Below are 19407 nucleotides of genomic sequence, written 5' to 3' on the forward strand. Positions count from 1 at the left end.
CCTGAGGCTTTTGATGACTTAACTATCGCGCTGCAGCAAAAGAAAAACATTGATGCTTATCAACTATCTTCTCACCTTTTCTTATCAATCCTGACGTAAGAATTCAGACACAAAAAAAGCGCTGAGGCTGAACCCGAGCGCTTTCACAGAGCCTTTATTTAGAGCCTTTATTTAGAGCCTTTATTTAGAGCCTTTATTTAGAGCCGCCCATGCAGTTAGGCGAGAGTGGAATCTCGCCGTTTTTATCGATCCACTCCTGACGGGTATACAGGTGCATTGAGAACGCATGAATCGGATTATTCATCAGACTGTCCACCGCTTTGTAGACCATCTGATGGCGGGCAACCAGACGCTTACCGGTGAAGTCATCAGAGACAATTGCCACCTTAAAATGGCTGTCGGTTGCCGGACCACTGTGCATGTGGCTTTCGTTTTCAATGTACAGTTGGTCTACATCCAGCGAATCACGCAACATAGATTCAATCTGTGCAGCAATAGTTTGTGTCATTTCACACCTTTACCCGTGGCCTGACCGGGAAGATTCCGGGTCATCAGCCAGCTTATTGAATTTCGAATGTATACGCCGGGTCAGCCAGGCAACCACAATGATTACCAGTGGCATGGAGATCCCCAGCGCCAAACTTTTATCGAATGAGATACCCTGATCGTACAGCACCCCAAGAAATATTTTTACCAGCCCGATGGTGTAGTAACTGATCGCCGCAACCGATAACCCTTCAACGGTGTGCTGCATCATCAGCTGGATTTTTGAACGCCGGTCCATGGAACTGAGCAGTTCCTGATTCTGTCCCTGAATCGACAGATCAACCTGAGTTCGCAGCATGTCACTGACCCGGTCGATCCGGCGCGACAGGTCTTCAAGACGGGCGGCAACTGATTCGCAGGTTTTAACCGCCGGGCCAACCCGCCGGCCAATGAATTCCTGTAAGGTCAGGTGACCGGATACTTCATCTTCACGCAGTTCATCAATGTTATTAAACATGATGGTCTGGTATGCCTGAGTGGCATTAAAACGGAATGTGGACTGGGCACGGTAAGCTTCAACCTGCGAGGCAATGTCCGTCAGCCGGCCCAGCAGATCCTGAGCATCATCAAAGCCTTCCTGTTGCTCTCCCTGTGCCAGAGTCTGGGTCAGTTCTGCCAGCCGCAAATCCATCTGCCGCAACTGCGGACTGATCGAACGGGCCAGCGGCAATCCCAGCAGGGTCATCAGACGGTAGGTTTCAATTTCCACCAGACGCTGTACCAGACGGCCTAACTGGCTGGCACTCATCTCACGGTTATAGACCAGAAAACGGCCGTAGCCATCGTCATGCAGCTGATAGGTAGTCCAGACCTGTACCGCCCCCTGCGAGGGCTGACTGCCAATCAAGCGCATGTCGTCGAAGTATTGCTTCACCTGCGGAATATCCGGTTCACCGGATTCAGATACATCCAATACGGTGACATGAAAGGCGGTAACCACCTGCCCTTCCAGCCCGGCCAGCCACTCTTCCGGCAAACCACCGATGCAGCTGTGAGCAAAGGGGGCATTCACATCGTCACAACGGCTGGTAAAGGTATAGGCAATAAACTCCAGGTGTTTTTCACGGCGCATCTGCAAACCGTTCAGGTCCATCTGGAAAAATGCGACGTCCTGATCCGGCGGCGTTACGTCATAGGCGTCACACAGTGTCAGCAGATGCTGATACTGGGACTTTTTCTGTGACTCATCACACATGATCACCAGATGGCTGATCCGCGCCGGGGTATTAATCACCCGGAACGGCCGGGAATGCATCTCAGCGTACAGTTCTTGCCGTAACGGATGTTCGGACAAACGGTCTTTGGCAGAAAATTGCATAGGCATAGGAAATATCAACTCACTTCTGGCATCTGTCTGCATATTACCTGAGCCATCGCCCCGGAAAAAGCCAAACAACTGTGTGTTAGCCGCGCAAAATCAGTCAGTTAAAGGCGCCAGCATTAAAGGCTGCGCAGACAGATCCACCGCGATCACCTGCGGGGTCACATCAAACCACTGCTGAAAGGCTTCAAAACTGCGGTCAGACGGCCAGTCATCGCCAAACTCATCCCAGGCGGCCAGCTCATTTTCAAACATGGCGGCAAAATGCTGTTGCAACAGACGGCTGATATCGGTCTCTTCCTGAAACTCATCCACCATATAAACACTGGCTTCACGGCGATGGTCTTCCAGGCTCATCGGCGCATTCAGTTCATCCGCAGCCTGCGCGTTAGCCCAGTCAGCAAAGGGCTGTTTCGGCAACAGGGAAAACGCCGAACGATTAATTAATTTCATAGAGTCTCCAACTTGGTATACTGCGGGGATTATACTGTCGTTTGAATATCCCGCTATCAATGAATATCCGCCACCTGCCTCATCTGAATGACCGCGATGCCTGGATCAGCTTTTGCCAGCGGGAACAGCCGTACTGCTTTATTGCCTCCCCGGAAGCCCTGGTGGACTTTCAGACCACGTATCTGCTGATCACCCTGCTGGAAGGCAAAACCCGCAACGGTAAGGCTGCTCTGAAATACAGCATAGGTTCAAGAACATCAATGGAGCCAGCATGGCGGTTTATCAAGGCCTGTGATTTCAATCTGCAGCTGATGATTGACGGGCTGAACCAGGTGGATTTCAACGGCAACGTTCGGGATAACTCGCTCCTTAAAGCGCACACGGATCTGACCGTGAGAAAATTCTTCTCTAAAGATAAGAATATTGTCTCGCCATCCCACATGGGCCTGCTCAGCCCTATGCAACGCTTACCTGAAGTATGGAATATTGCAGGGGTGTGCCGGTTACTGGCGAATCAGCAATTCAGCCATCTGGAGAATCAGCAGCTGGCACTGCCCGGCAATCATCAAACCGTTAGTGCCGCCGTTATCAGCCCAAAAACCTTACTGCTGGATTTGCTGAATGCACCGCATGAATGGCAGGTACGCCCGGTAAGCCTGGCAAATACGCCCTTTCACCTGCGTATTTTCCACAAAGGCCAGCCCCGTTACAGCCTGCGGCCAAACCTGAATCAGCCTGAGCCCAGAATGCACCAGCGGGGTTCCCACTGGCACAATCTGGATCACTGATCCCTTAACTGTTTTCCGGTAACCGGAACCTAGGCAGGTTCCAGTTCACCAACTTCTTCAGTTTCAGACTCAGCCGCATTTTTCGCAGCCAGACGGTACGGGTTATCCGAGTTAAGCAACTCTTTACCCTTCGGGGTCGGGAATTCAACGTCAATATCCACCACCCGGCCATCACGGCATACGTTAATAACCGTATCCATGGTGGTCGCCATCAGTGAGTACTTATCATCCGGCGCAGCAATCAGCGTCTGCAGACCCAGATCGCTCATGAAGCCCAGTGATGTCTGAGTATTCTCAGCATCCAGCTTGTTGAACGCTTCATCGAATACCGACAGGCTGAAACCGCCCATGGTCACGCCATCGGCGCTGTCGCGCAGACGGTAAGTTGCACCCATCGCGGCCGCAATTGCCACGTAGAATGGTACCTGGTGCTCACCACCGGAACCGGTCTTGATCCGCTGACTCAGGGTGGTCTTGCGGTTACCGTCCAGATCCTTGATCACCAGTTCGAAGTTATAGAAGTTACGGTAGTCCTGCAGCAGGCTGCTTTCACCTTCGTCCTTCAGTACTTCATGGATCTTCGCCAGTGCATCCTGATGCGGTTTGTCTTCATCATGCTGCAGATCAAACAGGCTGCCTACATTAGCCTGATCCATCTTGGTATAGGCTTCCACCAGCTCCAGAATATCTTTCAGTTCCGGGTTCGGCGTCATTTCAAAACCATACCGTTCTTTGTGGAACGGACGGTTCTTCAGGTGGGCGTTCAGTTCGCGGATCAGTTCTTTAATCTTATCGATCTGATCTTTCAGGTGAGCCACGAAGTCAGAACGGAATGAGGTTTCTGCTTCCAGACGGGCGCGCTCAGCTTTTTCGGTGTATTCCGCCAGCTCACTGTCACGCAGGGACTGAATGGTATCGTTAACGAAACGTTCCAGCTGTTCGTGAGTCGAGTCCGGGGTAACCTTATCCAGTTCCTGATGGCTCAGGCCGGAACCGTGGTAACGGGCCTTGTACTGAGCCACACCGTCACGGACAGAGTTCTTTTTCTTCTCAATCAGACCCAGTTCAGACTGAGCCTTCTTAGCAGATTCAAAGATGATCCGGTCCAGATCGCCGGAGCAGGACTCATCCATGTAATCACGTTTTTCCTGGGCAGACTGAGCGTCGAAGTTAGCATCTTCTTCACACTTGGCCCGGGCCGCAGCGTGCTCTACCAATTCTTTATCCAGCAGTTCCAGTGACGCGTTGTCTTTAATCAGGCTGGTACGGGTGGTCTGCAGCTTGTCCATCAGCTTCTTCTGCTGATCCTGTGCCTGCTTCTGTTCGTTCACCAGATCAGAAATGCGCTGCTGCACGCCGCTGTCGTCCTGATTACGCAGGTCGGTAATGCCCTGACGGTAACCGTCAATTTCACTGTGCAGCATGTCACGCTGGTTAGCCAAATCGAAGACCCGCTCGCCCACACCGGTCAGGCCGGTAGTCATACGTACCAGATTTTCTTTCAGGTTATCCAGGTCTTCATGGTCTTTGTTCAGCACGCTGAACTCAGCCATCATTTCATCAACCTGACGGCCTTGCTGCTGCAGCTGATGCTGACGGCGACCGCCGCCGCTGCCCAGCATCGGGGTTTCTTCACGGATAGCCGTGGTGGTACCTTCGGTCTGCAACATGCAGTCGTAAGTCAGTGCCCGCTCCTGACGGATAAGCTCCGCTTCGGTTTCCACCGCAATCACCGCACCCAGCGCACGGTTCATGTACGCCTTGGCATCGTCGGTCTGACAGTCAACAAACTCAGCCAGCGAGTTTGGCTTGCTCCGATTCAGCCACTCATGGCTTTTGGTGGTGTTAACGATCCGGCAGCCTTTCAGGTGACGACCTTTACGGCGGTACAGAGTAATTGCTTCTTTCACCCGGTCCGGGTCAACAATCAGCGCTTCACGGCGTGCGCCCAGGAAACTCTCGATGGCAATGCGCCATTTCTCATCGTTGATATCCACCAGCTCACAGATCGGGGTGGACTCAATGCCGTAATCCCCCAGCAGCTGCATCAGCTCACGGGTGTTACGGCGTAACGGTGCGCGGCCTTCTTTCAGTTGTTCAACGGCACTGCGCTGGTTCTGAATCTCGGTACGCAGTTCATTCATGCGAATCACCGATGCTTCAAACCGACGGGAAATCTCCCGGCGTACTTCGTCGATGCTGCCCTTAAGTTTCTCAAGGTTGTTATCCACATTCACCGGTTCCAGCGGCCAGGCTTCCGCCATCATGTCTTCGCCGGAGCGCCACAGGGCAACGGATTCCTGAACCACAGGAATAAAGCTTGAAGGCAGGAACTGCTGGAAGTTAGAGAAGGTCACGGTGGAACGGAGCAGGCTGTAAACGTTCTGGATCTTCTCTTTAACCACATTCAGCTCGTGCTGCTTGGCGTCGATGGAGTTTTCCAGTGCTTTAACCTTGTGGGCGCTGTCGGTGTTATTCAGTTCCGCGCGGGCTTCCGCCAGATTCTGCATTACCGTATTCAGCTGTTCGCTGTTGGCTTCCAGATCTGACTGTAACTGGGTTTCTTTTTCCTGATTGGCTTCCAGACGGTCCTGGGCACCTTCTTTCTTCAGGTCAGCGTGTTCAAAACGGGTCTCGTGCACCACCCACTCGTATTCCGCCGAGTTTTTAACGTTGCGGTGAATGCCTTTGCACTGTTCCTGAACCTTTTCCAGTTCGCCAATACGGTTGGCCACTTCACGGGTTTTCTGTTCCATCACCCGGTATTCGTCCAGGGATTTACGGAACGCGCCTACGTGAACGATGTTTTCATCCAGTACGAATTCACGGATAAAACGGGTCGGGCTATTGATCGGCACAAACTTCAGAGCGTTACGGAAGTTCTTCACAAACTTCTCGTCGTCGTTCGGCATTTGCGGGTCATAGCTGAGTTCGGTGACCAGTTCACGGATAAAGCGGCTGGCACGTTTTTCCAGCTTCATATCCGGACACTGCTTCAGCAGGCTCTCACGCACTTCCGGCCATTCTTTCGGCAGACGGCCGCCGTCTTTCTTATCGGTGAAGTCTTCCAGGCTGACGGAAAAATCAGGCAGGATGAAACGGCCCAGAATCTCTTCTTCCGGGGATGACAGCGAGGCACTGATGGCCAGACCGACACAGGTTTCCTTGCCGGTTTCGGTGTCGTAGAAGCTCAGGGCCAGATAGCTGATGGAGTCCTGACGGGCGTTGTCTTTCTTACCCGAGTCATCCATAAAGCCCAGACAGTAAGTCCGCAGGCTACGCTCACTCTTGTCACCGGCGCTGGCATTGAAGCTCAGGTAACGCTTGTTACCGCCCATCAGCACGGTCTGGATGGCATCCAGCAGCGATGATTTACCGGAACCGTTTGGCCCGACGACCGCGACGTTACCTTTGATCGGTACCTCTACGGCACCCAGAACATACCAGTTAACCAGTACGATGCGATTTAACTGTTTCATTGTACCGGCTCCTCCGGGGTTACCTCTTCAGTCAGCGGGCTCGCCTGCTCATCTTCAGACGCGACTTCTGCGGGCTGTTCTGCTTCAGCTGATGCTTCTGCAGCCACACTCTCCGTCACCTCTTCCGCCGGTTTTTCATCCGCTGCGGCTTCAGTTGTCTCTGCTGCAGCCGGAGTTTGTTCGGCATCTTCACACAGAGCTTCAAGCTGGCCGATAAAGTCTTCCACTACCACCTGACGGATGGTCGGGTTAATGGTCAGCGGAATGTTTTTCGGGTCTGTCTCGTGGGGCTTGCCCCGCTCAATCACACCATGACGGCTGAACAGCGACAGAATTTCCTTTAAGCGGGTTTCATTCGGAATGTCTTTGCCGGTGAGGTTTTCATACACCGTCAGTAAGTCATTCGAGGTGATGTAGGCACGCCCGCCTTCAACCTCAAAGGCTTCCAGCTTCTCTTCATACTGCTGGCGCAGGCACAGCAGGAAGAAGGATTCATCCAGCTTCAGGCGCATGAAACGCTCATCGCCCTGCGGCAAAATCCCCAGGAAGGCCTCATCCGGCTGATACACAAATGACCAGCCCAGTGCGGCAAACAGGTTGGTAAAATAATCCACATGCGACGCTACCAGAAAGTAACTGTCACGGTGGCCTGAACGCTCAGCGTATAAAAACTGATTCACCAGCAGCAGATTGGCAGCATGCACGAAGTCCTCTTCCTGATACTGATCGCTGCGGGCAATGATTTTCTGCAGATCACCTAACATGTTTATCGTCTCTGAATACTGAAGTCGCGACACTCAACCATATCGGCGACATTGACATATTTATCGCTGAACTGAATATCGTATTTATTAGCGGTAGTGCGTCCCTTCTTACCCAGGGAACGCATGTGCCTCAGATAACTGAAGCAGATGTAGTCTTCGATGCTGTCGATCGTGAACTGACCGGCGGAGATCTGTGTCTCGCCCAGCAGGTGACGCTCGATATAATCTTCGATCTTTTCCGGGCGTACTTCCCGGCGGGCCTTGTACTCTTTAAACAGCTGGCGCATTTCCAGCACCCGCGGATCAATGATTTCCTGCTGAATAACCCGCGGCTTGGTTGCCACCCGGCGACGGATCGGCGAACGGACACTGCCCGGTGCCAGAAAACCGGTTTCCTCAAGGGTTTCCAGCTTCGGTATCTTACGCTGATCCAGCTGGGCAGCATCGGTAATCACCCGGGACAAGCGCGCACTCATACCCGGCGTGGTTTTATCCATGTACCGAACGGTATCCGCCACACGTTTTTCCAGGCGGTAACGGAAGTCATCGATGGTCGCCAGACGCTGATCCACCGACTCAAAAATCCGGATAATACGGTTGATATGACTGTGCACCATGGCTTCGGCGTCGTCATAACTGGTTTCGAACTGTTCCTGGTAATGGGTACTCAGCAACGCCACTTTCGGCGTATCAAACTGCAGTTCACGCAGCTGCGTGAGAATCTGACGGCGGAAACGGAACGGGTTGTTCTTTGTCTTCAGGGTTTTGTAATCGGAAACCAGAATGTGCGCTACGAAGTGATCGAAGAAGTTACGCACAATTTCCTGCGGATTCTTGGTGGCCGCCAGGCTGATTTTCAGCTCCCGCAGGCCGAGCATCATGTCCGTCAGGTGGGCACTGAAGTCAGACGCCGTCTGCGCCGCTTCCTGCAGGGTAATCCCCCGGCCGGCCGGATCCTTGATGGCCGCTTCCAGCGAGCTCAGTACGTTCAGTACCGCGCCACCGTAGCTGCGTTTTTCCAGATTATTGATCGATACCAGTGTCCGTAACAGGTAACTGTTCGCCGGCGACAGCAGCACAAAGGTACGGTAAATGCGCTGCTCTTCTTCCAGCCAGCCAGTAACAACTAAACGGCGATAAATCCGGCTGGTATATTCAGCGGTGGAACGGGGCGCTTCCTGCTCGGCTTCCGAATCATTCTCTTCCGGTTCCCAGCGGCGTACACCCAGCTTAACAACGGTGTCTTCAATGGAAGAGCGGATCAGATCTTTCGGTACAAAGGGATCAACCAGATCTTCATCAAAGAACTGATCAGCAAGGTCGAGCAATACCGCCTGATAGATTTGACGGTTCTGCCCGGCAAGAGGCAGGAACAGGTCTTCGGGAAGCTTGTTAAAAAGCATCGAGAATCAAATCTCCTGACAGACATACTGAATGCCTGACATTAACTAAGGTCAACGCTCTTGGTAAGCAAAGAACAGGCTTAAAAAGCCAGAAAACACAGCCAGACAAAAGCATAAAATAGCCGAAGATAATAACGGAAATAAACCGCCTGACCAAGTAGCAAAAAGGCCGTTTTGGGGAAAACGGCCTTTTCAGAAAAAACAGCGATTCAGGGCTGGTTAAATGTCAGCCTGCAGCCCGCTTCGCAGACTGCAAGCGGTCATACACTTCAAGCATTTTCTGATGGGTGGTAAAGCCTTCAAGACTTAAAGTACTGGCAGGAAAATCTCTGAAAATCCGTTCACCGGCAAGCATTTCAGATACCCGTTCCATCAGTGCCTGACCATATACCTGCTCAAGCAGACCGCTATAGTCAGCAAAGTCCCGCTCAGCATCCAGCGTAAACTGCAGGCACTGATACAGACACCGGTACAGCGCCTCACGAGACTCCTGTAACCGGGCGTTTTCCAACTGCCAGTGACACCAGTCCAGCGCATCCGCCAGGTTCCCCTGCTGCAGGTGCAGCAAACATTTCAGTTCGCCAACCCGCAGAGTACTCCAGGCAGTGCCTTTGTCCGCCACAATACCAATCAGCTCAGCGACCAGCTGCTTATCATCAAACCCTTCGGTATTCAGATCGACCAGTAAATCAGCCCCTTGATCTTTATCGAAGTTCGCCAGATCCAGCAACCCTTCACGGTACTCAACCCCGGCATTGTTATTGTTCGATACCAGATCATCCACCGGGTAAATCTCGGACATGCCCGGCACAATGATCCGGCAGGTATATACATTCAGGTGCTCGTAATCGGCAATGTAAATATCCATATCCACTTTATGGATCAGGTTACACAGATGTTCGAACTCTGCCTGGCTGTCACCTTCCACGTTCCATTCAACAAACTCATAGTCCGTATCCCGGGAGAAAAGGTCCCAGGCCACCACGCCGCTGGAATCAATAAAATGCGCTTCAAGGTTCTGCGAATCCGCCACGTCGGCCAGATTAAAACTTGGAGACGGAAAATCTGCCAGTGAATTCAGGGCCCTGCCCCGCAACAACTCAGTAACCGTCCGCTCCAGCGCCACTTCAAACTTAGGATGCGCACCGAATGAAGCACAACAACCGCCGTCATCCGGATTAATCAGGGTTACATTGACCATCGGGTACTTGCCACCCAGCGACGCATCCCGCACCAGCACAACATAGCCGTAATCACGCAATGCATTAAGTGCATCCACCACCTGCGGGTAGCGGTTGATAATATGTTCAGGGATTTCCGGCAAACTGATACCGGACGTAATAATGGTGTTTTTAATATGACGCTCAAAGATTTCCGACAGCGCCTGTACTCGTGCTTCTGCCACACTGTTACCGGCGGCAGCACCATTACTGATATAGAGGTTGCCGATGATGTTCACAGGAATCCAGACTTCATCACCAGTGCGCTGACGGGTAAAGGGTATCGCGCAGATACCCCGTCCACTGTTACCTGAGTTGGTATCAATCAGGCCAGGGGCAGTCAGATCATCATGCAGGTTGTAATGCTGCAACGTCGGCTCATCGAACAGACCGTCCGGGATTTCTTCACCGCTGACATCGAACCAGCGCTCATTCGGATAGTGAACGAAATCCCCTTCTGCCACTTCCTGGCCCAGATAATAATCGGTAAAGAAAGAGTTACAGCTCAGACGCTCAAAATACTCACCCAGCGCGCTGGCCAGTGCAGCTTCTTTACTGGCGCCCTTACCATTGGTAAATAAAAGTGGACAGTTACGGTCTCGGATCAGCACAGACCAGACATTCGGGACAGGATTCAGCCATTGTGCCTGCTCTATATCGAAGCCCAGAGCCTCTAACTGAGCAGACATTTTTTCAATCGACTCCTCTAAAGGCGCATCTTTTCCGGGAATCATCGTCATATAACTAAGTCCTAGCAAGCCAATCTTCACATCCGCAGGAGAATAAACCCCGCTCAAACTCCACGTTATACAGAAATACGCCGCACACCGAAACTCTGGCAAGGGTATTTTGTGTTCTCATAAAGTGTTTCTCTGATTTAAGGCAGCTTATTAAAAGCCCGGAAAATGCCGCTTCCGGCGCAGACATAAAACCGCGCAAACCATTATTTATGCTGAATGAAAAACTTTTTAACGTAAGTGCTTGACGCCCATAGGGCTGATCATTAACATACGCCGCCACTAGTTAAGCAGTTCCTCGATAGCTCAGTTGGTAGAGCAGTAGACTGTTAATCTATTGGTCGCTGGTTCGAGTCCAGCTCGAGGAGCCAATTACTGCTTTAATTAGTAACGTTTTGATGGATAACATTCCTCGATAGCTCAGTTGGTAGAGCAGTAGACTGTTAATCTATTGGTCGCTGGTTCGAGTCCAGCTCGAGGAGCCATCAGAATAAAGAAGACGGGGCATAGCGCAGTCTGGTAGCGCATCTGGTTTGGGACCAGAGGGTCGTAGGTTCGAATCCTGCTGCCCCGACCACTTTCTAAAAGTGGATCTTCTAATACACTGGCCAGTGTCTAAACAGCCAAATACGATCGGGGCATAGCGCAGTCTGGTAGCGCATCTGGTTTGGGACCAGAGGGTCGTAGGTTCGAATCCTGCTGCCCCGACCACTTCTCAACACGCAGCCGTGTATAAACAGCTAATCATCATCGGGGCATAGCGCAGTCTGGTAGCGCATCTGGTTTGGGACCAGAGGGTCGTAGGTTCGAATCCTGCTGCCCCGACCACTCTCTTGAAGAGATACCTCAACACGCAGCCGTGTATAAACAGCTTATCATCATCGGGGCATAGCGCAGTCTGGTAGCGCATCTGGTTTGGGACCAGAGGGTCGTAGGTTCGAATCCTGCTGCCCCGACCACTTATTTCTTATTTTCAAATCTCCTCTGACTAAAACGACTCACCTTAGGTTTGAGTTAAGCGAAGCAAAACAACATCGCGCTCTTTGCGATGGTCATCCTACTGCCCCGATCACTCTCTTGAAGTGACACCTCAACACACAGCCGTGTATAAACAACTAGTCATCAGGTCATAGCGCAGTCTGGTAGCGCATCTGGTTTGAGACCAGAGGGTCGTAGGTTCGAGTTGAGCGCAGCAAGACAACATCGCGCTTTCAATCCGCCCGCCATACATCTCTCAAGACAAACTGCAGACAACAAAAAACCGCCCAAAGGCGGTTTCTCAAATATCTGAAAAGCATTAACTGTCAGATTTTCTCCAGACGGTAGAAACGCTGCAGAATACGGGCAAGATTCACCGCATCATCACTGCCACAGATTTCCCGGATAGAATGCATGGCATACTGAGGCGCCCCCACATCAATGGTTTTCACACCCAGCTCACCGGATGTAATCGGCCCAATGGTGCTGCCGCAGCCCATATCCGTACGTACAACAAAGCTTTGCACAGGTACATCTTCCAGATCCGCCAGATTTCTGAAAATAGCAGCCGTTTCACTGTTAGTCGCATAACGCTGATTATTATTGATCTTAATCACCGGGCCGGCATTCAGCTTCGGACCATGATTGGCATCATGCTTATCAGCAAAATTAGGATGCACAGCGTGGGCATTATCTGCAGAAACCATCATTGAATTCGCCAACGCACGGTTACGCAGCTCATTATCCGGCAGTAAACGCTCCAGCAAGTTCATCAGCATTGGCCCCTGTGCACCACAGGCACTCAGACTGCCTACTTCCTCATGATCATTGCAGATTAGCAGCGCCCCTTCTTCTGAATCAGACTCAATCAGTGCTTCAAGCCCGATAAAGCAGCTAAGCAGATTATCCAACCGCGCCGACGCTATAAATTCTTCATTCAGGCCAACATATCCGCCACCCTGCACATCATAGAAGCTCAGCTCATAGTCGAGAATTTTATCGACATCATCAATGTCTTCACGGGCCAGCTCAGCTTTCAGCATCGCCCGGAAATCAAACTCATCCCCGTCAACCTGCACCTGCGCCAGCAATGGCGGAATATCTGTCTGAGGATTCACACTGCGCTCGCTGTTTGCGGTACGGTCCAGATGAATCGCAAGACTTGGAATAATGGCGATAGGCTTCACAAAATTAATCAGCGCACTGCAAACTTCACCATTCTTTGCCAGATAGCTGACACGGCCAGCCAGGGATAAATCACGGTCAAACCACGGGTTCAATAACACACCGCCATACACCTCAACCCCAAGATTGACACACCCCTGACGTAGCAACACCGGGTTAGGCTTTACCCGCAGACACGGGCTGTCAGTATGCGCCCCGACCATCCGGAATCCGCGCTCCGGCAAGCCACCATCCGCCGGCATCTGCCAGGCAACAATGGCGGAATCATTTCTGACCAGAAAATACCGGCCACCGGCCTTCACAGACCAGGCGTTTTGCTCTTCCAGCTCAACAAAGCCGGCTTCCTGCAGCCTGCCGCGCATTTCGCTGACCGCATGAAAAGGTGTCGGAGACGCCGCTAAAAACTCAAATAGCCGTTGATTAAATTCATTCTTAAGCATAATCATTCCACCTGCTGTGCAGGCACTATCTCCAGTAATTCAATTTCAAAAATCAGCGCCGAGTTAGCCGGTATTTTTTCATTCGGACTAATCGCACCGTACGCCAGCTCAGAAGGTAAAAAGATTTTCCATTTGGCACCGGCTGGCATCATCAGTAACGCTTTACGCCAACCTTTAACAACCCCACTCAAAGGAAATTCTGACGGTTCATTCTGTTCAAGCGTGCTTTCAAACAGTTCACCATCAACTCGCCATCCCTGATAATGCACCTTTACACTGTCCTGCAGCTGGGGCTTATCGCCATTGCCAGGCTGTATAACCAGGTACTGAAGCCCGTCTTCCGTTTCCTGAACCCCGGGCTGCTGCCGGTTTTCAGCCAGAAAAGCCACGCCTTCCTTTTTTACATCATCGTTCAGTGCTTTTTCGATCAGCTGACGCCGGAATTCAGCCTCATTCTGATCTTCACCACAGCCAGCCAGCAGCATAACACTGCTGATAACACTGATGACCGCAGCATACTTAATCTGTCTAAACATATTTACCCTGATAAAAGCGCCCGGAATACCGACACTTTACTGAGAACTAAACTTACCCTGCCAGCGTATCAGTTTGCAGTAGCCATGACACGATGGCTACCCATGATGAGTGCATTAACTGCGTTCTGCCAGAGGAAATTGATATTCTATATCAGTAAGTGATTGAATTTACATCGGCACAGGCGGAGACTACACTCGAAACCAAAGTTAAAACTTAGGGAACCTAAAAAACGGTTTACAGGTCTTAAGCAGTAAGAAACCATTACCTGACAACCACAATGGTTAAGGCCACAATTAATGGGTTCACTTTGTTAAAAGTTATAGTTGAAGCTATACAGGAATATTGACCTTGAGCACCAGCCAGTTAGTTACGCACGTTAAACAAGCCGCCTTTGGTGGCCTGATCCTGCTTCTGAGCAGCCTGTCCGCTCAGGCTGCCGTCAGCCCGCAACTGACACCCGAGCCGGTTCACAGCCAGGTCATCCGTGATATAGCCAGCTCCCTGGTCGATGATCACTACTCCGACATTGATGTCGATGACTCCCTTTCCAGCAAAGTTCTGGACAGCTTTGTCGATAATCTTGATCCCAGCAAAGCATATTTTTTCGCGGACGATATCAAAAGCTTCGAACCCTACCGCACCCTGCTTGATGACCAGATTAAAGCCGGCAATCTGGATGCAGGCTTTGAAATTTTTAACCGCTATCAGCAACGCATCACCGAACGTCTGACTTACCTTATAGATAAGCTGGAAAGCCCGGACATGGAAATCGACTTTACCGTTGACGAATCTCTGATGACGGATCGCACAAACAGCCAGTGGACTACCAGCAAAGCGGAAATGGATGAGTTCTGGCGCAAACGTCTGAAAAGCACATTGCTGAACCTGAAACTGGCCGGCAAGGATATTGCCGACGCCAAGGAAACCCTGCTTAACCGTTATAAAAATCAGCTTACCCGGGTGGAACAGACCAACCCGGAAGACGTATTCCAGAGTTACGCGAACGCGTTTGCCCAGCAGTTTGACCCGCACACCCAGTACTTTTCACCACGGCGCTCTGAGAACTTCAATATCAATATGAGCCTTTCACTGGAAGGCATCGGGGCAGTCCTGCAAACGGAAAACGAAAACACCAAAATCGTCCGCCTGGTACCTGCCGGGCCGGCTGAAAAGACCGGCCAGATTAAAACCTCTGATGTCATTGTGGGCGTTGGCCAGGGCGCAAGCGGTGAAATTCAGGACATTATCGGCTGGCGGCTTGATGAAGTAGTTGCCCTGATCCGCGGCCCCAAAGGCACCACCGTACGCCTGGAAGTTATCCCTGCTGATGCTGAAGACGGCACCCGCCGGATCGTTTCAATCATCCGCAACAAAGTAAAACTGGAAGAACAGTCTGCTCAGAAGCGCGTCATTGAACTGGACAGAGACGGCAGCACTTACCGCCTTGGTGTAATCAGCATTCCAACCTTCTATATTGATTTCAACGCTCTGAAATCCGGTGACTCCAACTACAAGAGCACCACCCGTGATGTTGAAAGGCTGATCAAAGAGCTGCAGCGTGAAGACAAAATTGACGGCCTGATTGTCGACCTGCGTGATAATGGCGGCGGCTCACTGCGTGAAGCCAACGAACTGGTTGGCCTGTTTATCAACCGGGGCCCGACTGTCCAGATCCGCGACCAGCAGGGTCGGGTTAACATTCTGCAGGACTCCAACCCGAAGGTTGTCTACCACGGCCCGATGGCTGTACTGGTAAACCGCCTGAGCGCTTCAGCCTCTGAAATCTTCGCCGGTGCCATTCAGGACTACCAGCGCGGCATCATCGTCGGCAACCAGACCTTCGGTAAAGGTACCGTACAGACACTGTCGCCTTTACGTCAGGGCCAGTTAAAGCTGACCCACGCCAAGTTCTACCGCATCTCCGGTGACAGTACACAGCACAAAGGCGTTGTGCCTGATATCCGCTTCCCTTCCCTGTATGACATGGAAGAAATCGGCGAAAGCGCACTGGACGGCGCCCTGCCATGGGATCAGGTACACCCCATACCGCACCGTCAGTTCATCAGCCTGAGCAGCACGCTGCCGGAACTGACAGCCCGTCACAAAGCCCGTATCAAAACTGATCCGGACTTCCGTTACATGCAGGCTCAGATCGACCGGATTACTGAAATCAAAAACGACAACCTGATCACTCTCAACGAAGCAATGCTTCAGGCTGAACGTGATGCCTCTGAAGCATGGCAACTGGACATTGAGAATCAGCGCCGGTCCGCCAAGCAGTTACCAGCACTGGACAAACTCTCCGATCTTGAAGATACACTGGAGAAAGATGACCAGGGCCGGATAATTAATCCTGAAGCTGAAGCCATTCTGGCCGAAACAGGAAGAATACTGCTGGATGTAATTTCTGTTACCTATAAGAAACTGCTGGCCAGACAATAAGCCTGGCCAGGCATCCGCCGCACATTTTGTTACAGACCATACACCTACCGGGGAAGGCATATGTCCTTGAGCAAAAACAAGCTGGCACTGATTATCGGAATACCTTTATTGCTGATCCTGCTGAGTATTGGTGGCTACATGTTGTACACCGTACTCATGGCGCAAACGGCAGAAAACAATAAAAGCCTGCAGAGCTTTGGCGACAGCGTCATGCCCGGAGACTCACGGTACGACCTTGAAGGGGAAGATGCTCACCTCGCCCCGTCAATAGACACCAACCCCAACCTGTCACCGAATCAGAAAATCATCGCCAAGCTGCGTTCCGAACGCCGCAAAATGAGCCTGGAAATTGACAACCTTCAGGCTGAGGTCATCACCCTGCAGGCTCAGGTTGAGCTGCTGGAAGAATACAAGCGCACCAATGAACGCTACGCGCCTTACTCTCTTGACGAAGAGATATCCCTGATTCACACCCGCATCAAGCAGCTGCTGGCAGGCCACGCGGAAACCCGTCGCTTTAACCGCCGCCAGATAGAAAGCATGTCAGCCGCTGCTGCACAGGAATACCGCCGCTTTATCACCATTAATAAACTGGCGCTGGATCAGGGCCAGATTGATACCGTGGTAAATGATCACTTACCCGCTTATGCCTTTTGCATCGGCAACGGCGTCGACATTGCCGCCAACAATAAACAGGAAGAGCAGCTGGCCGTGGAGTTTTTCAAAACCCGCAACGAAGCACTCATGCCTGCTGGCCTGCTGAATGACCTTAAAGTTGTGTCCAAGCCGTGCAGAGAAAACCTCTACTCCCGGCTTGCCTACCTGACCAACTGATCGCCGCCCCTCAGTCCGAAACAGCTGTTTCGGGCTGAAATTGCTGAAAAAAGCTATAAATCCCCGGGACTTTTACGGTTTTTATCGTACCTGCTACTTTCTACTTGCCTAAAGCGGCTGTATAATGACCGCCCTTATATCTGTACTCCGGCTGCCCATTGTCAGCCATTCAGCCGGAAAACAGATACTTAAACTGACCCTGTATCCGGCTGACGTTACAGGCTAACCAAAGTAAGTTCTTGTTTTCCCGGAATTTACTGGATAGGAATACACATGTCCGAAAGCTTTGCTGAATTATTTGAAGAATCCCTGCAACACGTTGATATGACTCCAGGCACCCTGGTTATGGGTGAAGTTATCGATATCGATAGCGACTGGGTTACTGTTAACGCTGGCCTGAAGTCTGAAGCAATCATTGCTCGCAACCAGTTCCTGAACGATGCTAACGAACTTGAAATCCAAGTTGGTGACATGGTTAAGGTTGCTCTGGAAAGCGTTGAAGACGGCAGCGGCGAAACGCGTCTGTCCCGTGAAAAAGCTAAGCGTTCTGAAGCTTGGGAAGTACTGCAGAGTGCATTCGATGCTGAAGAAACTGTTAAAGGTTACATCAGCGGCAAGGTTAAAGGTGGTTTCACCGTTAACGTTAACAACATTCAAGGCTTCCTGCCGGGTTCTCTGGTAGACGTGCGTCCAGTACGCGACGTTGACCACCTGGAAGGCAAAGAGCTTGAATTCAAACTGATCAAGCTGGACCAGAAGCGCAACAACATCGTTGTATCCCGTCGTGCGGTTCTGCAAGAAGCTAACAGCGCGCAGCGCGATGAACTGCTGGCTACTCTGGAAGAAGGCCAGGAAGTTAAGGGCTACGTTAAGAACCTGACCAACTACGGTGCATTCGTAGATCTGGGCGGTGTTGACGGCCTGCTGCACATCACCGACATGGCTTGGAAGCGTATCTCTCACCCAAGCGACATGCTGACTCCAGGTGATGAAATCACTGTTAAGATCATCAAGTTCGACAAAGAGAACAACCGTCTGTCTCTGGGTCTGAAGCAGCTGAGCGAAGATCCATGGGCGTCTATCAAGGCTCGTTACCCAGCAGGTAGCAAGGTTGAAGCTCGCGTTACTAACCTGACTGACTACGGCTGCTTCGCATCTATCGAAGACGGCGTTGAAGGTCTGGTACACGTTTCTGAAATGTCCTGGACTAACAAGAACATCCACCCATCCAAGGTTGTACAGGTAGGTGATGCTGTTGAAGTTATGATCCTGGACGTAGACGAAGATCGTCGTCGTATCTCCCTGGGTATCAAGCAGTGTGCTGCTAACCCATGGACTACTTTCGCTGAACAGTACGCTGCTGGCGATAAAGTGACTGGCTCTATCAAGACTATCACTGACTTCGGTATCTTCGTTGGTCTGGAAAACGATCTGGACGGTCTGGTTCACATGTCTGACATCTCTTGGGATGCTGACAACGAAACAGCTCTGCGTCAGTACAAGAAGAGCGAAGAAGTTGAAGCCGTTATCCTGTCTATCGATGCTGAGAAAGAGCGTATCTCTCTGGGTATCAAGCAACTGGAAAGCGATCCGTTCTCTGAGTACGCTGCTGCAAACGAAAAAGGCACTATCGTTACCGGTACTGTTAAGTCTGTAGACGCTAAAGCTGCTGTTGTTGAGCTGGCTGAAGGCATCGAAGGCGTACTGAAAGCATCTGACATCAGCATCGACCGCGTTGAAGACGCGAGCGCTGTCCTGAAAGAAGGTGACGAAGTTGAAGCTAAGATCGTTAACCTGGATCGTCGTAACCGTGCGATCACTCTGTCTATTAAGGCTAAAGACCAGGCTGACGAAAAAGCTGCAATCAAAGCAGTTAGTGAGAAGCCAGTTGAAACTGCTGGTCCGACCACTATCGGTGACCTGATCAAGGCTCAGATGGAAGCTAAGAAGTAATAGCATCCTCTGCGATTAAAAAAGGCGCGTTTTACGCGCCTTTTTTTGTGCCTGCACTTTGTGCTCAAAAAACCAGTTGAAACTGCTGGTACGTCCCCTTGCGCACTATCAGTGATTTGTTCAGGGCTCAGATGGAAGCTAAGAAGTAATAGCGACCTCTGCGATTAAAAAAGGCGCGTTTTACGCGCCTTTTTTTGTGCCTGTGACCCGTCCTGAATAAGGTTGACACTTTCTAACCTTAAATTTGGAAAGTGTTATGACAACAATCACTAAGCGTACTCAGCGAGATTATTCTCTTGCCTTTAAATTAGCTGTGGTGGATCAGGT

At 51.3% G+C, this 19407-nt stretch carries 13 protein-coding genes and 6 tRNA genes; 10 read left to right on the forward strand and 9 right to left on the reverse strand.

Annotation, left to right across the window (positions count from 1 at the left end):
• Positions 1-193 precede the first annotated feature (193 nt).
• The 3 genes from JYB63_RS06510 to JYB63_RS06520 form a co-directional block, all read right to left on the reverse strand.
• Complete coding sequence (locus tag JYB63_RS06510; RefSeq protein WP_205656963.1) at positions 194-508, reverse strand: BolA family protein; 315 nt, start codon at positions 506-508, stop codon at positions 194-196.
• A 9-nt stretch (positions 509-517) separates the two neighbouring features.
• Complete coding sequence (locus JYB63_RS06515) at positions 518-1870, reverse strand: DUF3422 family protein (protein WP_336510857.1); 1353 nt, start codon at positions 1868-1870, stop codon at positions 518-520.
• Positions 1871-1963: 93 nt separating this feature from the next.
• The gene (locus JYB63_RS06520) at positions 1964-2320 is read right to left on the reverse strand and encodes a hypothetical protein (RefSeq protein WP_205656964.1); all 357 of its coding nucleotides are present in this window, start codon (positions 2318-2320) and stop codon (positions 1964-1966) included.
• Positions 2321-2361: 41 nt separating this feature from the next.
• Here JYB63_RS06520 and JYB63_RS06525 point away from each other — a divergent pair, with 41 nt between their 5' ends.
• Positions 2362-3108 carry a hypothetical protein gene (locus JYB63_RS06525; RefSeq protein ID WP_205656965.1) on the forward strand — a complete coding sequence of 249 codons (747 nt, stop codon included), beginning with the start codon at positions 2362-2364 and terminating at the stop codon, positions 3106-3108.
• Between the two features lie 29 nt (positions 3109-3137).
• On the opposite strand, the gene JYB63_RS06530 is transcribed toward JYB63_RS06525, so the two are convergent.
• From JYB63_RS06530 to ycaO, 4 genes are all read right to left on the reverse strand, one after another.
• Positions 3138-6587 (reverse strand): SbcC/MukB-like Walker B domain-containing protein, encoded by a 3450-nt coding sequence (locus tag JYB63_RS06530; protein WP_205656966.1) that lies wholly within the window; start codon positions 6585-6587, stop codon positions 3138-3140.
• Positions 6584-7351 carry a DUF4194 domain-containing protein gene (locus JYB63_RS06535; RefSeq protein WP_205656967.1) on the reverse strand — a complete coding sequence of 256 codons (768 nt, stop codon included), beginning with the start codon at positions 7349-7351 and terminating at the stop codon, positions 6584-6586. The genes JYB63_RS06530 and JYB63_RS06535 overlap by 4 nt, the downstream gene beginning before the upstream one ends.
• 2 nt (positions 7352-7353) lie before the next feature.
• The gene (locus JYB63_RS06540; protein ID WP_205656968.1) at positions 7354-8754 is read right to left on the reverse strand and encodes a Wadjet anti-phage system protein JetA family protein; all 1401 of its coding nucleotides are present in this window, start codon (positions 8752-8754) and stop codon (positions 7354-7356) included.
• 226 nt (positions 8755-8980) lie between these two features.
• The gene (gene ycaO / locus JYB63_RS06545) at positions 8981-10714 is read right to left on the reverse strand and encodes a 30S ribosomal protein S12 methylthiotransferase accessory factor YcaO (RefSeq protein WP_205656969.1); all 1734 of its coding nucleotides are present in this window, start codon (positions 10712-10714) and stop codon (positions 8981-8983) included.
• Between the two features lie 292 nt (positions 10715-11006).
• On the opposite strand from ycaO, the gene JYB63_RS06550 reads away from it, so the two are divergent.
• From JYB63_RS06550 to JYB63_RS06575, 6 genes are all read left to right on the forward strand, one after another.
• Positions 11007-11082 (forward strand) — tRNA-Asn (locus JYB63_RS06550).
• A 38-nt stretch (positions 11083-11120) separates the two neighbouring features.
• Positions 11121-11196 (forward strand) — tRNA-Asn (locus JYB63_RS06555).
• A 15-nt stretch (positions 11197-11211) separates the two neighbouring features.
• Positions 11212-11288, forward strand: a tRNA-Pro gene (locus JYB63_RS06560).
• 57 nt (positions 11289-11345) lie between these two features.
• A tRNA-Pro gene (locus JYB63_RS06565) sits at positions 11346-11422 on the forward strand.
• A 40-nt stretch (positions 11423-11462) separates the two neighbouring features.
• Positions 11463-11539 (forward strand) — tRNA-Pro (locus tag JYB63_RS06570).
• 54 nt (positions 11540-11593) lie between these two features.
• Positions 11594-11670, forward strand: a tRNA-Pro gene (locus tag JYB63_RS06575).
• A gap of 345 nt (positions 11671-12015) precedes the next feature.
• Here JYB63_RS06575 and JYB63_RS06580 read toward each other — a convergent pair.
• Together JYB63_RS06580 and bamJ are read right to left on the reverse strand one after the other, a co-directional pair.
• Positions 12016-13314 (reverse strand): M18 family aminopeptidase, encoded by a 1299-nt coding sequence (locus JYB63_RS06580; protein ID WP_205656970.1) that lies wholly within the window; start codon positions 13312-13314, stop codon positions 12016-12018.
• A 2-nt stretch (positions 13315-13316) separates the two neighbouring features.
• Positions 13317-13850: a BamJ family beta-barrel-assembly machinery protein gene (gene bamJ, locus JYB63_RS06585; RefSeq protein WP_205656971.1), complete on the reverse strand. Its 534-nt coding sequence runs from the start codon at positions 13848-13850 to the stop codon at positions 13317-13319.
• Positions 13851-14199: 349 nt separating this feature from the next.
• On the opposite strand from bamJ, the gene JYB63_RS06590 reads away from it, so the two are divergent.
• The 3 genes from JYB63_RS06590 (at position 14200) to rpsA (ending at position 19080) form a co-directional block, all read left to right on the forward strand.
• Positions 14200-16293 (forward strand): carboxy terminal-processing peptidase, encoded by a 2094-nt coding sequence (locus tag JYB63_RS06590; RefSeq protein WP_243431811.1) that lies wholly within the window; start codon positions 14200-14202, stop codon positions 16291-16293.
• A 60-nt stretch (positions 16294-16353) separates the two neighbouring features.
• The gene (locus JYB63_RS06595; protein ID WP_205656972.1) at positions 16354-17127 is read left to right on the forward strand and encodes a hypothetical protein; all 774 of its coding nucleotides are present in this window, start codon (positions 16354-16356) and stop codon (positions 17125-17127) included.
• Between the two features lie 273 nt (positions 17128-17400).
• Positions 17401-19080, forward strand: a complete 1680-nt coding sequence (gene rpsA / locus JYB63_RS06600) for a 30S ribosomal protein S1 (RefSeq protein ID WP_205656973.1) — start codon at positions 17401-17403, stop codon at positions 19078-19080.
• Positions 19081-19407: the final 327 nt, after the last annotated feature.

It is taken from the genome of Aliamphritea spongicola (genome assembly GCF_017051665.1).
Classification (GTDB): domain Bacteria; phylum Pseudomonadota; class Gammaproteobacteria; order Pseudomonadales; family Balneatricaceae; genus Amphritea; species Amphritea spongicola.

Excerpts from the sequence above, each read along its gene's own strand:
- JYB63_RS06535 (WP_205656967.1), bottom strand. The coding sequence starts at position 7,351 with ATGTTAGGTGATCTGCAGAAAATCATTGCCCGCAGCGATCAGTATCAG.
- JYB63_RS06580 (WP_205656970.1), bottom strand. The coding sequence starts at position 13,314 with ATGCTTAAGAATGAATTTAATCAACGGCTATTTGAGTTTTTAGCGGCG.
- bamJ (WP_205656971.1), bottom strand. The coding sequence starts at position 13,850 with ATGTTTAGACAGATTAAGTATGCTGCGGTCATCAGTGTTATCAGCAGT.
- JYB63_RS06510 (WP_205656963.1), bottom strand. The coding sequence starts at position 508 with ATGACACAAACTATTGCTGCACAGATTGAATCTATGTTGCGTGATTCG.
- JYB63_RS06595 (WP_205656972.1), top strand. The coding sequence starts at position 16,354 with ATGTCCTTGAGCAAAAACAAGCTGGCACTGATTATCGGAATACCTTTA.
- JYB63_RS06515 (WP_336510857.1), bottom strand. The coding sequence starts at position 1,870 with ATGCCTATGCAATTTTCTGCCAAAGACCGTTTGTCCGAACATCCGTTA.
- ycaO (WP_205656969.1), bottom strand. The coding sequence starts at position 10,714 with ATGACGATGATTCCCGGAAAAGATGCGCCTTTAGAGGAGTCGATTGAA.
- JYB63_RS06540 (WP_205656968.1), bottom strand. The coding sequence starts at position 8,754 with ATGCTTTTTAACAAGCTTCCCGAAGACCTGTTCCTGCCTCTTGCCGGG.
- JYB63_RS06520 (WP_205656964.1), bottom strand. The coding sequence starts at position 2,320 with ATGAAATTAATTAATCGTTCGGCGTTTTCCCTGTTGCCGAAACAGCCC.
- JYB63_RS06530 (WP_205656966.1), bottom strand. The coding sequence starts at position 6,587 with ATGAAACAGTTAAATCGCATCGTACTGGTTAACTGGTATGTTCTGGGT.
- rpsA (WP_205656973.1), top strand. The coding sequence starts at position 17,401 with ATGTCCGAAAGCTTTGCTGAATTATTTGAAGAATCCCTGCAACACGTT.